The organism is Formosa haliotis (assembly GCF_001685485.1).
Lineage (GTDB): Bacteria > Bacteroidota > Bacteroidia > Flavobacteriales > Flavobacteriaceae > Formosa > Formosa haliotis.
On record NZ_BDEL01000001.1, the window covers coordinates 3,735,788 to 3,751,197 of the forward strand.

A 15,410-nucleotide genomic window follows, 5' to 3' on the forward strand; every position below is an offset into this window, starting at 1 on the left:
TAATAACTGTATATTTACCATAAATTTGATTGTTTATATGCCAACCGACTGTATTCCGTTTAGAGACACCCATTATTTTTCGACATTAATTTGCGATTATTTAGATGAAAAACCCGAACTAAAACGATTCTATAATCGTTTTCCAAAGCTTGACCATTTCAAAGCTCAAATTGAAGAAAAGTCGAAGTTCGAGGGGATGTCAAAAGCGCATCGTCAGGTGTTGTCTTCTGTTTTAGAAACGCAGTATGCAGACCTTAAAACATCAGAAGCAACACAGCTTAATATTTCTCTTTTAAATGAATCGAACACGTTTACAGTAACAACAGGTCATCAGTTAAATTTGTTTACCGGTCCGTTATATTTTCTATATAAAATTGTGTCGACCATTAACCTTACCAAAGAATTAAAGGCAGCATATCCCGATTTTCATTTTGTGCCAATCTATTGGATGGCGACAGAAGATCACGATTTCGATGAAATAAATTACTTCAACTTTAAAGGCAAAAAAATACAATGGAATCGTAAAGATGGTGGTGCTGTTGGGGAATTTAATACCACAGGTTTAGATGCTGTTTTCGAATTGTATACGAAAGAATTAGGTGTGGGGAAAGCGGCAGACGAATTAAGAACTCTGTTTACAGAAGCCTATTTAAAGCATAACAATCTTGCAGACGCCACACGCTATTTGGCAAATGCCTTATTTTCAGATTTAGGATTGGTGGTTATAGATGCCAACCAGAAAGATTTAAAGCGCGCTTTTATTCCGTATATAGAGCAAGATATTTTAAACCAAATTTCGTCGAACGAAGTTTCAAAAACAAACGCCTTACTTTCTAATATCCCAGATACAGATTATAATATTCAAGTTAATCCAAGAGAAATTAATTTGTTTTATTTGTCGGAAAATAGTCGTGAGCGTATTGTTTTTGAAGATGAAACATATCGTGTTTTAAATACCGAAATCAGCTTTTCTAAAGATGAAATTCTTAAGGAAATTCACGACTTTCCAGAGCGTTTTTCTCCAAATGTAATTATGCGTCCGTTGTATCAAGAAGTCATTTTACCGAATCTATGTTATATCGGTGGAGGGGGAGAATTGGCCTATTGGCTTCAGTTGAAAGATTATTTTGAAGCTGTAAAAGTACCTTTTCCTATATTGCTTTTAAGAAATTCGGTATTGATAAAAACACAACAGCAGGCTAAGAAATTAGACAATTTACATATTAGTAATCGTGATTTGTTCTTAAAGCGCGATACCTTCATTAATAAAAAAGTTAGAAAAATATCGAATATAGATATCGATTTCTCTTCACAAAAAAACATCTTCAAGAGCAATTTAAAGCCATGTATGATTTAGCCGAGCAAACCGATCAGTCCTTTGTTGGGGCGGTAAAAGCTCAAGAGCGCAAGCAAATCAAAGGGTTAGAGCATTTAGAAAAACGATTATTACAGGCGCAAAAAAGGAAATTGAGCGATCAGGTTTCTAGAATGACCGATTTACAAAATCAGTTATTTCCAAATCAAAGTTTACAAGAACGCGCTACAAATTTTTCTGAATTATATCTTGAGTTTGGAGACCAATTAATCCCTCAGTTAGTGTTAAATTTGCAACCATTAAAACAAGAATTTCTAATACTAAATCTGTAACAAAACATGCATAAAGTAGATTTTGATTTGGTCGAGATGACCATGGATGTCATGAAATATGCCATAGAACGAATTTCTACCACCGAACGTAAAATAGGAAAACCTAAAAAAGCAGAAGAGTTAAAAGCTTTGGTAGGAGAAACCATTACTGAAAAAGGAATTGGTGGAGAAGTAGCATTCAATTTATGGAAAAAACATTTAATGAAAGCCAATGTTCCGGTAGATCATCCTAGAAATCTTGCTTTTGTTCCGGCGGCACCCACACGTGCAGCTGTGATGTTCGATTTAGTAACATCGGCGTCAAGTATACACGGTGCCTATTGGATGGAAGGAGCAGGTGGAATTTTTTGCGAAAATGAAGCCATGAAATGGATAGTATCTTTAACCGGTATGCCAGAAGGTGCTTTTGGAGTATTTACAAGTGGAGGTACTGCTGCTAATCTTTCGGCCATAGTAACGGCTCGTGAATATTGGAGAAGTTTAGACGAAGCCCACCACAACGAAAAAGGATTAATAATTACATCTATAGGCGCACATTCGTCTATAAAGGCCATGGCTAAAGTAGCCGATTTAGATGTCTTATTAGTAGATACCGAAGACCGTTTAGAAGGTCCGGCTCTACAAAATACAATAGACAGTTTATCGCCGAGTCAACGCGAACGATTGTTTGCAGTAGTAGCCACAGGCGGTACAACAAATGCGGGGATTATAGACGATTTAGAGGCTATTTCTGCAATTTGTAAAGCACAAAATTTATGGTTACATGTAGATGCTGCTTATGGAGGTGGTGCTCTAGTTGCCGATTCTGTAAGGCACTTGTTTAAAGGTATAGAAAATGCCGATAGTATTACTATAGATCCTCATAAATGGATGTTTTCTCCTTACGATTGCGGAGCTGTCTTATACAAGAACCCAGAATTAGCTAAAAATGCACACTCCCAACAAGGATCATATTTAGATATTTTTAAAGATGAAGGAGCACATGGATTTAATCCAACCGATTATCAAATACAATTAACCCGCCGGGTAAGAGGTTTACCTCTGTGGTTTTCTTTAGCAATGCACGGTACAGATCGCTATAAGGAAGCTGTAGAACGCGGTATAGAATTGGCCCAAATTGCAGGCCGATTAATAAGCGAGCACCCTAATGTAGAGTTGGTTCGCGATCCAAGTTTATCTTGTGTATTATACAGAAGAATAGGGTGGACTCCAGAAGATTATACGCATTGGACGTATGAAAATCATAAAAAAGGCTTTGCCTTAGTCGCTCCTACAAAATGGAAAACGGGAGATACGTATGAGACGGTTTCGCGGTTCTGTTTTATTAATCCAGATACTACAGAGCAAGATATTGTAGAAATATTAAAAACAATGGAATAAAGTTTGTTTCAAACTTTTCAAATAAAATATAAATATTAATTTTGCGCATGCAACACGACAAGGTATTAATTTTAGACTTCGGATCGCAATACACACAGCTTATTGCTCGTAGAGTTAGGGAACTCAACATTTACTCCGAAATACACCCATTCAACAAAATTCCAACAGACATAGAAAGCTATAAGGCTGTAATCCTTTCTGGTAGTCCAAATTCCGTACGCGGAGAAGACGCTTTACACCCAGAATTGGGTGCTATTCGTACTAAAAAGCCAATGTTGGCGGTATGTTATGGCGCACAGTATTTAGCACATTTCTCTGGAGGAGAAGTCGCGCCATCAAGCACACGAGAATATGGCCGTGCCAATCTTTCCTTTATTAAAGAAAACGAAGTGTTTTTTGAAAATATTTCTGAAGGAAGTCAGGTGTGGATGAGTCATAGCGATACGATTAAATCGTTACCAACCAATGGTGTATTAATCGCAAGTACTTCCGATGTTACAAATGCTGCCTATAAAATAGAAGGAGAAGAAACCTATGCTATTCAGTTTCACCCAGAAGTATATCACTCTACCGATGGGAAGCAATTATTAGAAAACTTTTTAGTGAAAATAGCTGGTCTTAAACAAGACTGGACGCCAGATTCTTTTGTTGAAGAAACTGTAGAAGCTATTCAGGCTAAAGTTGGAAACGATAAAGTGGTACTCGGTTTATCTGGAGGTGTAGATTCTACTGTTGCCGCTGTACTATTAAATAAAGCTATAGGTAAAAATCTATATTGTATTTTTGTAAATAACGGGTTATTGCGTAAAAACGAATTCGAAAGTGTATTAGCGCAATACGAAGGTATGGGACTTAATGTTAAAGGTGTAGATGCCTCAAAACGATTTCTAGATGCTTTGGCTGGCATTGAAGATCCAGAGTTAAAACGTAAAGCTATCGGGAATGCTTTTATTGAAGTGTTCGATGATGAAGCGCATAAGTTAACCGATGTAAAATGGTTAGCACAAGGTACTATTTATCCAGATGTTATAGAAAGTGTTTCTGCAACCGGAGGCCCTTCTGCAACTATTAAAAGTCACCATAATGTCGGCGGATTACCAGATTTTATGAAACTTAAAATTGTAGAACCGCTTCGTGCTATCTTTAAAGATGAGGTTCGACGTGTTGGTGCTACTTTAGGTATCGATCCAGAATTATTAGGTCGTCACCCATTTCCAGGGCCAGGACTTGGAATTCGAATTTTAGGCGATATTACAGCAGAAAAAGTACGTATCTTACAAGAGGTAGATGCTATTTTTATTAACGGATTAAAATCTTGGGGTTTATACGATAAAGTATGGCAAGCAGGAGCTATGTTGCTACCAGTAAATAGTGTTGGTGTAATGGGAGATGAGCGTACTTACGAAAAATGTGTGGCGCTTCGTGCTGTAGAAAGTACCGATGGTATGACGGCAGATTGGGTAAATTTACCATACGAATTCCTTCAAAAAACATCTAACGATATAATAAATAAAGTAAAAGGCGTTAATAGAGTAGTGTACGACATTAGTTCTAAGCCACCTGCTACGATTGAGTGGGAATAGTAAATTTTAATCAATTTTTTTCGAATTAAACCATATTGAATGAAAAAGTTTTTAGTCGTTTTTGTAATGCTTTTAATGGTGAGTAGCCATGTCTTTGCTCAAAATTATAAGACACATAAAGTAAAACAAAATGAAAAAATAGAGGATATTGCCAAAACGTATATGGTAACCGTTTACGATTTGTATGCTTTAAACCCTGATGCTAAAAACGGTTTAAAACCCAATATGGTTTTAATTATTCCGAAAACCGAAGTGCAAGCCGAATTGTCTACGGTTAAAGAACTTACTGGTTATAAACAACATCGTGTAAAACGAAAGGAGACGCTTTACAGTATTTCTAAAGACTATAAAGTTACCGAAAATGAAATCAAGAAAGCTAACACGTTTTTATATTCTGAACCTTTAAGAAAAGGGACAAAAATTAGAATCCCAATTTACGACACGAAGCAAGTTTTAGAAGAGGTTGCGACTGTGGTAGATATGACTAAGCCTTATGTGGTTTTACCAAAAGAAGGGAAATGGCGTGTAGCTTATAAATTTGGTTTAACAGTTGAAGATTTAGAAGCTTTAAATCCAGATATGGCTGAGGTTTTAAAAGTTGGAGATACTATTAAAGTACCTAATATTCCTGAAAGTAAAGAGAAAGCTGTAGACGAAAAATACGATTATTACGAGGTTCAACCAAAAGAAGGATTCTATCGTTTAAAAGTTAAATTAGGATTAGAAAAAGCAGAACTTGAAGCTTTAAACCCGCAATTAGTTGGGTCAGAATTAAAGGCCGGTATGGTATTGCGTGTACCTAAAAAAGTAGATGATGACGTAGCCGGAATGATTTCAGATGAAGCCTTAGTGGCTTCAAATTTAACGAAAAGACCATTTAATCGCGGTACAAAACACATTGCTGTTTTATTGCCTTTTAAATTGAATAACGTTTCTTTCGATTCTATTCAAGGCACAATGAATCATATTCGAAAAGATAATTATTTAAACATTTCTTTAGAATTTCATTCGGGTGTATTAATGGCTTTAGATTCGTTAAAAAAGTTAGGCATTTCTGCTAAGGTAGATGTGTACGATACGCAAAATAAAACAAGTACGATTAGCGACCTGATTCGAAATCATAATTTTGAAGAATTAGATGCGGTTATTGGGCCATTAACTCAGACTAATGTAGAATACACAGCAGAAAGATTAAGTAGTTTAAATGTGCCTGTGGTGTCACCAATTACTAAAACGGTGAAATTAACTAGCAACACGTTTCAGTCTCGTGCTTCTGAGAGCTTATTAAAAAATAAGGTTATAAATTATTTTAAAGAACGCGATAGTTTAACTAACACGATTTTAATTTTCGATTCGGAAAGCGAACCTCTTAATGCAAGTTTAAAGTCGGCTTTTCCCAGAGCATCTGTAATTAGATCCCGAAAGGATAAAAAAGGTAAAGACGAACATTATATTTTGGTAGATGATATTACAAAACATTTAAAACCTGGAAAAAATGTTGTGTTTTTGGAAACTACAACAGCAGGTTTTGCCTCGAATGTTACGAGTATTTTAAATTCATTAAACACAGAAGATATTCAAATTATTTTAGCTACTACAGATATGAACCGCGCGTTCGAAGGAAGCGAAGTTTCTAATCATCAGTTGTCTAATTTACGTTTTCATTTCGCGTCTATTTCAAAATCTTATGACGACGATTTAAATAATGGTTTTGTTAAGGCTTATACCAAAGAGTATGGTTTAACGCCAAATAAAATTGCAGTTAGAGGTTTTGATGTTACGATGGATGTTGTGTTACGTTTGGTAACTTCTACAGATTTATATGCCTCTGCTAGCGATGCCCCATTAACCGAATATGTAGAAAATAAATTTGCTTATATAAAGAAATCTTTTGGCGGCTATTATAACGATACAGTGTATTTATTGCAGTACGACGATTTAAAAGTTGTTGAAGTAAAAGACTAAATATTATGACATCTAAAGTGACTTACCTAGGTGGATTACGCACCGAAAATTTGCATGTTAATTCAGGAAATACCTTTGTTACCGATGCACCAATAGACAATAATGGTAAAGGAGAAGCTTTTTCTCCTACAGATACAGTAGCCACAGGATTAGCTAATTGTATGATGACCATGATGGGCATTAAAGCAAGAGATTTAGGCGTGGCTCTAGAGGGCACAACAGCAGAAGTAACTAAAACTATGGCGGCCGATCCTAGACGTATCTCTAAAATTGAAGTCGTATTTGATTTTCCCATTGAAGCAGATGCTAAAACGCGTAAAATTTTAGAACATACCGCAAATACCTGTCCGGTACATTATAGTCTGCATCCCGATATCGAGAAGATCATTACTTTTAATTGGAAGTAATTTTTTATCGTATTAAAAATTTTAAACGTTTTATTTTATGGATCAGCTTAATGGCGAAATTTTAATTGAGTTGGCCTATACTAAAATGCCATTTGGTAAATATAAAGATCGATTTTTAATAGATTTACCAGAGTATTATGTGGTTTGGTATAATAGCAAAGGATTTCCGAAAGGGAAATTGGGCGACCAGCTACGTATGGTTTACGAGTTAAAACTAAACGGTTTAGAAGATTTAATTCGAAATATAAAGAAGAAGTATCCTAAGCCATCCAAAAAATAAAATTAAGAAAAGCGTTGAAAATTACTTCAGCGCTTTTTTTATAGGCTGAATTCTCAAGGAGTCGAAGTGTGCTGTCCAATGGTATTCAGCTTAAAAAGCAGAATAAAAACCTTCTTCAAATAAATACCTTCTATATTAAAAAATCAACAATATTTAGTCAGAGTGTTGAACTTCAGTGAAATATATTATATAGATGTCAAAAAAAACAGTATTTTAGAAACTATATATGGAAGACTTTCACTTAAACATACTAAATCTTTTGGCAGTTCTGTCTGCGGCGTGGGTAGGAGGAGTTGCTGCTCGACGTTTGGGATATCCTGCTATACTTGGTGAGCTGGTAATAGGTATTCTTTTAGGACCCGGCTTATTGGGGATCTTGGAGCTTACGGTAACTATAAAAGTACTTTCCGAAGTTGGGATTCTGTTATTAATGGTTTATATCGGTATCGAAATAGACTTTAAAGATTTAAAGAAAGCATCATGGCCTGGGTTTTTAGCCTCTATAGGAGGATTTGTAGTACCCTTTGTTTTAGGATACTATTCTACCATATTTTTTGGAGGAGATGCCATGGCAGGTATGTTTGTGGGAATGGCTGTGGGAGTTACATCTTTAGCTACCAAAAGTCGGATTTTGGTCGATTTAAAACTATTAAATACTAGAATAGCTTATGTGCTCATGGCAGGTGCTTTAATCTCGGACACCTTAGCGCTTTTAATTTTTGCAGGTATTTTAAGTGCGGCAGCAATGGGCGAGTTCGATGCTTCAGGACTTTTAATTGTAGCTTTAAAGGCTATCGCTTTCTTTGCAGTAACCATTGCAATAGGCTTATTTGTATTGCCTAGAGTCGGGGCGTATCTTTCAAAATTTAAATCGGCGAACAGTACTTTTTTCTTTACGATTATAATAATTGTAGCTTTAGCTTATGCCGAACTTGCAGAGTTAGCTGGAATGCATAGTATTTTAGGTGCTTTTATGGCAGGTTTATTTATAAAAGATAATTTGTTTCCTAAAAAGATTTCTAAAGAGCTACACAAAGCATTTTACGATGTATCTATAGGGTTTATGGCTCCTATCTTTTTTGTGTCTGCTGGATTTATGGTAAATCTTAATGTGTTTCAAACTGATTTGCCGATGTTGTTAACCATAATTTTTATGGCGATAATTGGTAAAATTATTGGAGCAGCATTATTTTACTTGCCAACAGGATTGGGATGGAGAGAAGGAGTTACTGTAGGGGCGGGAATGAATGGTCGTGGTGCCGTAGAAATCATTATTGCAGGAATTGGTTTAGAAATGGGAATTATCGATCAGAAAATATTTTCCATATTGGTGTTTATGGCTATTTTAACCACTATGACGGTGCCTTTCTTACTAAAATGGTGTACAGATTGGCTAAGACGACGCAACGAATTAGTAATGATGAATAAACGTGAGGGTATTCTAATTTTAGGAGTTAACCCCATAAGTTTATTGATTGCTGATTATTTTAAAGCACATACTAAGGTTGCTTTTATAGATGCAAATCAGGATATTGTTTTAGAAACACAAGAAAAAGGGTATACGTGTTATCAAGGAAATGCCTTAGAAGAAGATACGTTAAAAGAAGTCCAAACTCAAGTGGTAGATACTTTTATTGCTGCCACTGCAAATACAGAAGTTAATATTTTGGCAGCTCAGCTTGCAACGGAAACTTTTCAGGTGCCAAATACCCACGTTATATTGTCAAAAAGTAATTATATAGCAGGAATCGATATTTTAGAAATGAGTAATACTTCAAGTTTATTTGCTTCAGGAATTGATTTAAATCATTGGTTTACTAAAATTAGTAACGCAGATTATAGCGAAGAAACGGAAACTGTCACTGAAGCAACCAATAGCCGAACATGGATGAAAAACCACAAAAGTGAGGTCTTACCTTTAATAATAAAAAATACCAATGGAAACTTCCGCTTATTTCATTTTGGAGAAACTATAGAGGCTAATGAAGAAGTCCTTTTCTTAAACTAATAATTTATATTTTGCTACAATGTGTTTTCAGGGTAAAAAGTATTAAATTTTAATTCATTTGAATCATCTATTATTCCGCTTTTTTCTAATTATCAAATTCAGAGAAATTAAGGTTGAATGCTATCGTATTTAAATAAATCTATTAATATATCTTTATATTAACGCTTTTTAGTTTTATAGCGCTTTTTAATCTTTTACAAATGAATAGTTTAGTGCCAAAAGAAGTGTATAGAGGTGTTGTTTATATTTAATCAGAATTTAAATAACGAACCGTAAGAGTTTTTCAATAGTTCTTTGTAAATTTGCCTGCGTTTAAAAGCGCATCATGACAACTACAACAAAGTACATTTTCGTAACCGGTGGTGTTACATCATCTTTAGGAAAAGGAATTATTGCCGCATCTTTGGCAAAATTATTACAATCGCAAGGTTACAGAGCAACCATACAAAAATTAGACCCTTATATTAACGTCGATCCAGGAACATTAAACCCTTACGAACATGGTGAGTGTTATGTTACCGATGATGGTGCAGAAACCGATTTAGATTTAGGTCATTATGAGCGTTTTTTAAACACACCTACAAGTCAGGCGAATAACGTAACAACTGGTAAAATTTACCAAAGTGTTATTGAAAAGGAACGCCGTGGCGAATTCTTAGGGAAAACCGTACAGGTAATTCCTCATATTACCGACGAAATTAAAGAGCGTATTCAAATATTAGGAAAGTCGGGTGATTACGATATTGTAATTACCGAAATTGGTGGAACGGTAGGTGATATCGAATCTTTACCTTATGTAGAAGCTGTAAGACAATTACGTTGGGATTTAGGCGAAAATAACGGTATTGTTATTCATTTAACTTTAGTGCCATTTTTGTCTGCTGCGGGCGAGTTAAAAACAAAACCTACACAACACAGTGTAAAAACGTTAATGGAAAGCGGAGTACAAGCCGATATTTTAGTGTGTAGAACCGAGCACCATTTACCAAAAGATTTACGTACTAAATTAGCATTGTTTTGTAATGTAAGAGAAGAAGCAGTTATTCAATCTATCGATGCTTCTACCATTTACGATGTGCCTAATTTAATGTTAGAAGAAGGCCTAGATAAAGTGGTACTTAAAAAATTAAACTTAAATAGTAGTGTACCAGATTTAACACGTTGGAATGAATTTTTAACGCGGCATAAAAATCCGAAAGGTGAAATTACTATTGGTTTAATTGGTAAGTATGTAGAATTACAAGATTCTTATAAATCTATTTTAGAAGCTTTTATTCATGCAGGTGCAGAAAACGAAGTTAAAGTAAATGTAGAGCCTATACATTCAGAATATATTAATGCCGACAACGTTAAACTAAAACTAGCCCATTTAAATGGTGTGTTAGTAGCTCCTGGTTTTGGAGAGCGTGGTATTGAAGGTAAAATAGATGCCGTTCGTTATGTAAGAGAAAACAATATTCCGTTTTTAGGTATTTGTTTAGGAATGCAAATGGCGGTTATAGAATATTCTAGAAATGTGTTAGGTATTGCCGATGCAAATTCTACAGAAATGGATGCGAATACACCAAATCCGGTAATTAGCATTATGGAAGAGCAAAAGAATATTACTGATATGGGTGGAACCATGCGTTTAGGATCTTGGGAATGTACTTTAAAAGATAATAGTATTGCTAGAAAAGTATACGGATCTGAACTTATTGAAGAGCGCCACAGACACCGTTACGAATTTAATAGCGATTACAGAGACGCTATAGAAAAAGCAGGAATGTTGGCAACAGGAGTAAACTCTAAAACAAACTTAGTAGAGATTGTAGAAGTACCAGCTCACCCTTGGTTTGTTGGTGTACAATACCATCCAGAATATAAAAGTACGGTAGCAAATCCGCACCCTTTATTTGTAGAGTTTGTGAAAGCCGCTTTAAAAAGTAAGAAAAAATAGTGCCACATTGTCAAAACTCAAAAGTGGTCACCTTTTTGAGTAAGATATTCATACCCAGAAATGTGTCGTTAATAGACGATACATTTCTATTTATACTTAGAATGTAATTACATGGAACAAAAGAAATTAGACCTTAATTCGGTTATAGGATTTATCCTGATCTTTGGAATTTTAATGTTTATGCTTTGGCAAAATCAGCCAACTCCAGAAGAGTTAGAAGCTCAGGAAAAAGCAAAACAAGAACAAGTTGAAGCTGAGAAAAAAGAAAAAGCATCTCATGAAACACTAGAAACTTCAACAGAAGATTATTCTATTACATCGGCATCAGATTCGTTACAACTAGCTGGATTAAAGAATAAATTAGGAGCCTTCTCCTATTCGTCTACTTTACCAACTGCAAAAGATGCCGAGACAGAAGTACAAACAGAATTATTCGATTTAAAATTTAGTAACAAAGGAGGATACCTTTCTGAAGTACGTCTTAGAAAATTCGATAATTTCGATTCGCTTCCAGTTTACCTTATAAAAGATAACAGCGCCGTTTTTAATATCAATTTCGGAACAACAGACAGCCGTGTATTAAATACAAAAGATTTATTTTTTGAGCCTACCATTAGTAAAAATGGAGAAAACACCGTAGTTTCTATGAAACTTAAGGTGTCGGAATCTAAATATTTAGAATACCGTTACGAGCTGAAACCAGATAATTATATGATGGATTTCACTGTGCGTTCTCAAGGTTTAAGCGATGTTATTAATAGCTCGCAAGATGTAAACCTGAATTGGAAACAAAAATGTATCGTGGCGATAAGAGTGTAGAATACGAAAATCGTTATACGCGTTTAACGTATCAGCACGATGGCGGTAAAATCAGTAAATTAAGTCCAACAAGTAATGATGATGATGTTGAAGAGGATGTTACCTGGTTATCGTACAGACAACATTTTTTTAGTTCTATTTTAGTAACCGAAAAGCCTTTTAAAACAGTCGATTTATATTCTGAAAACTTGTTAGAAAAGGGCGATGATGATGCTGTATTTACAAAAGAGTATACGTCTAAAATTCCGTTAGAATTACAAGGGGGAGAACTTAATGCACCTTTAAAATTCTATTTCGGACCTACCGATAATAAAGTTTTAAAACAATATGCTTATAATTTAGAAGATAGTATTCCTTTTGGATGGGGTATTTTTGGATGGATAAACCGTTACGTATTTGTACCTGTTTTTGCATTCTTAGCAAGTTTCCTTCCTTACGGAGTTGCTATTATTGTAATGACTATTTTAGTGAGAATTGTAATGTCTCCAGTTACTTACAAATCTTATTTATCTCAGGCGAAAATGAAAATTCTTAAGCCAGAAATAAACGAAATCAACGAGAAGTATAAAGATAACGCCATGAAAAAGCAACAAGCTACCATGGCATTGTATAGCAAAGCAGGCGCGAGCCCGATGGCGGGATGTTTGCCAGGATTATTACAAATTCCGGTGTTCTATGCCTTATTCCAATTTTTCCCGTCGGCCTTCGATTTAAGACACAAAAGTTTCCTTTGGGCAGAAGATTTATCGTCTTACGATACGATTGCAGAATTACCTTTTAAGATTCCATTCTATGGCGATCATATTAGTTTGTTCCCAATTTTAGCTTCGGTTGCTATTTTCTTTTATATGAAAATGACTACAGGACAACAAGTAGCATCTCAGCCAACGCAAGAAGGGATGCCAGATATGGGGAAAATGATGAAATACATGATTTATTTTTCACCAATCATGATGTTAATTTTCTTTAACAACTATGCTTCTGGTTTAAGTTTGTATTATTTCGTTTCTAACTTAATTACTATTGGTATCATGTTAGTGATAAAGAACTTCATTATCGATGAAGATAAAATTCATGCAAAGATTCAGGAGAATAAAAAGAGGCCTAAAAAGGAGAGTCGTTTTCAGAAGAAAATGAAAGACATGATGGAGCAGGCAGAGCTACAAAAACAAAATCAAAACCGTAAAAAATAATTTAAAGCTGCCATTTTTGGCAGCTTTTTTGTTACTTTAAATTGTTTAAGCATACATTATTTACTTATGAAAAATATAATCACATTTGTATTACTCAGTTTTGTAGGAAGCGTAATGGCGCAAAGCATAAACCAATTAGATGCCAACGGAAAACGAGATGGCGTTTGGAAAAAGAATTTCGACAACACCAAAATTTTGCGTTACGAGGGTCAATTTGAACACGGTAAAGAAGTTGGTATGTTTAAATTCTATAAAAAAACAGGAAACAAATCGGTGTTATCGGCTGTTAAAGAGTTTAATGCACAATCAACTATTGCCGATGTTCAGTTTTTATCCTCTACAGGAAAAGTAATCAGTAAAGGTAAAATGAACGGAAAATTATATGTGGGCGATTGGATTTATTACCACAAAAACTCCGATAAAATCATGATTACAGAACATTATAACGACCAAGGAAAATTAGATGGCGAACGTTTAGTGTACTATGATAATGGTAAAATAGCAGAACGTGCATTTTATAAAAATGGATTACAAGAAGGAAAATCGACTTGGTATTCAGAAAAGGAAATTCCGCTTAAAGAGTTTAATTATAAAAACGATGTGTTGCAAGGCATGTCGAAATATTACGACTTAGAAGGAAATTTAATTGCTGAAGGCGCTTATAAAAAAGGAAAAAAAGACGGTATTTGGAAATATTATAAAGATGGTAAATTAGACGATGAAAAAGATTTTACCAATTATAGTAAAAACCCTGCAAAACAGTAGTATTTTTTTGATTGTATCGTATAAGATTATTGGGTAGACAAAAGCTTACCCGTCTTCTTGAAATCATTTCTACGGCTCATCATAAAGTATGTTTAGATTTAAAAGATGGGATACCGAAAAGTGAATCAGAAAAAGAGATGTACAAAAAAATAGGTCTTAGCTTTTTGCCTTAGTACACATATAAAATTTAAAAAATGAAACGAGTAATTGTTGGACTTTCGGGAGGTGTCGATTCTAGTGTAGCTGCATATGTTTTACAGCAACAAGGGTACGAAGTGATTGGACTTTTTATGAAAAATTGGCACGATGACTCTGTAACGATTTCCGATGAATGTCCGTGGTTAGACGATAGTAACGATGCCATGTCGGTTGCCGAAAAATTAGGCATTCCTTTTCAAACTGTCGATTTAAGCGAGCAGTATAAAGAACGTATTGTAGACTATATGTTTAAAGAATACGAGAATGGCCGTACGCCAAACCCAGATGTGCTTTGTAATCGTGAAATAAAATTCGATGTGTTTATGAAGATTGCCTTAGACCTAGGTGCAGATTATGTCGCTACTGGGCATTATTGCAGAAAAGGTATTCTTAACGAAGGCGAAAATGAAACCTACCAATTACTGGCAGGCGTGGATGGAAATAAAGATCAATCGTATTTTTTATGCCAGTTGTCGCAAGATCAATTAGCAAAAGCTTTATTCCCAATAGGGGAATTAACAAAACCAGAAGTACGTAAAATTGCTTCAGAATTAGATTTAATTACTGCCGAAAAGAAAGACTCTCAAGGCTTGTGTTTTATCGGGAAAGTGCGATTACCAGAATTTCTTCAACAAAAATTAAAACCTAAAGCAGGTGTTATTGTAGAGATCGAAAAATCAAGTCCGTTATATGCTACTAAACAGGAAAACTTTAATTCTAAATTAGAAGAACTACAGTTTTTAACAACAAAAACCAACTATGCGGTTACCGATGGTACAGTTGTAGGAAAGCACCAAGGAGCTCATTATTTTACTAAAGGTCAGCGTAAAGGTTTGGGCGTTGGCGGTAAAGTAGAACCTTTATTTGTAATTGATACCGATGTAGATGAAAACGTAATTTATACCGGACAAGGGCATGAACATCCTGGTTTATTAAAAACAGCTTTATTTGTAAAAGAAGACGAAATTCATTGGATTCGGGAGGATTTAGCCTTGAAAACAGACGAAACGATGTCTGTATTGGCTCGTATTCGTTATAGACAACCTCTCCAAAATGCCACTTTATACAAAGTAGATGGCGGATTGTTTGTTGAATTTGAAGCGCCACAATCGGCTATAACAGAAGGCCAATTTGTAGCGTGGTATCATGGCGACGAATTATTAGGTTCGGGAGTTATTTCTTAACTTGTAGAGGTATTACCAAATACAAATCAAACAAAGCCATAT

9 protein-coding genes and 2 pseudogenes are annotated in these 15,410 nt (G+C 35.0%); all 11 read left to right on the forward strand.

Going from position 1 to position 15,410, the window contains the following annotated elements; translation table 11 throughout:
- The first annotated feature begins 37 nt into the window (after positions 1-37).
- The 11 genes and pseudogenes from bshC (at position 38) to mnmA (ending at position 15,368) form a co-directional block, all read left to right on the forward strand.
- Positions 38-1,647, forward strand: a pseudogene (gene bshC, locus A9D35_RS15780) (bacillithiol biosynthesis cysteine-adding enzyme BshC).
- 6 nt (positions 1,648-1,653) lie between these two features.
- Positions 1,654-3,027, forward strand: coding sequence for a pyridoxal phosphate-dependent decarboxylase family protein (locus A9D35_RS15785; protein ID WP_066224805.1), 1,374 nt, complete (start codon positions 1,654-1,656; stop codon positions 3,025-3,027).
- A 47-nt stretch (positions 3,028-3,074) separates the two neighbouring features.
- A complete protein-coding gene (guaA, locus tag A9D35_RS15790) occupies positions 3,075-4,610 on the forward strand; it encodes a glutamine-hydrolyzing GMP synthase (protein WP_066224808.1) in 1,536 nt (511 codons plus the stop codon).
- Between the two features lie 39 nt (positions 4,611-4,649).
- A complete protein-coding gene (locus A9D35_RS15795; protein WP_066224809.1) occupies positions 4,650-6,575 on the forward strand; it encodes a PBP1 and LysM peptidoglycan-binding domain-containing protein in 1,926 nt (641 codons plus the stop codon).
- 5 nt (positions 6,576-6,580) lie between these two features.
- Positions 6,581-6,982 carry an OsmC family protein gene (locus A9D35_RS15800; RefSeq protein WP_066224811.1) on the forward strand — a complete coding sequence of 134 codons (402 nt, stop codon included), beginning with the start codon at positions 6,581-6,583 and terminating at the stop codon, positions 6,980-6,982.
- A 37-nt stretch (positions 6,983-7,019) separates the two neighbouring features.
- Positions 7,020-7,262, forward strand: a complete 243-nt coding sequence (locus A9D35_RS15805) for a DUF3820 family protein (protein WP_066224814.1) — start codon at positions 7,020-7,022, stop codon at positions 7,260-7,262.
- 226 nt (positions 7,263-7,488) lie between these two features.
- The gene (locus tag A9D35_RS15810; protein ID WP_066224817.1) at positions 7,489-9,270 is read left to right on the forward strand and encodes a cation:proton antiporter; all 1,782 of its coding nucleotides are present in this window, start codon (positions 7,489-7,491) and stop codon (positions 9,268-9,270) included.
- 325 nt (positions 9,271-9,595) lie between these two features.
- The gene (gene pyrG / locus A9D35_RS15815; protein WP_066224820.1) at positions 9,596-11,209 is read left to right on the forward strand and encodes a CTP synthase; all 1,614 of its coding nucleotides are present in this window, start codon (positions 9,596-9,598) and stop codon (positions 11,207-11,209) included.
- Positions 11,210-11,320: 111 nt separating this feature from the next.
- Positions 11,321-13,221 (forward strand): annotated as a pseudogene (yidC, locus tag A9D35_RS15820) (membrane protein insertase YidC).
- A gap of 66 nt (positions 13,222-13,287) precedes the next feature.
- On the forward strand, positions 13,288-13,986 hold the full coding sequence (locus tag A9D35_RS15825; protein WP_066224823.1) for a toxin-antitoxin system YwqK family antitoxin: 699 nt from the start codon (positions 13,288-13,290) through the stop codon (positions 13,984-13,986).
- A gap of 194 nt (positions 13,987-14,180) precedes the next feature.
- A complete protein-coding gene (gene mnmA, locus A9D35_RS15830; RefSeq protein WP_066224826.1) occupies positions 14,181-15,368 on the forward strand; it encodes a tRNA 2-thiouridine(34) synthase MnmA in 1,188 nt (395 codons plus the stop codon).
- Positions 15,369-15,410 lie beyond the last annotated feature (42 nt).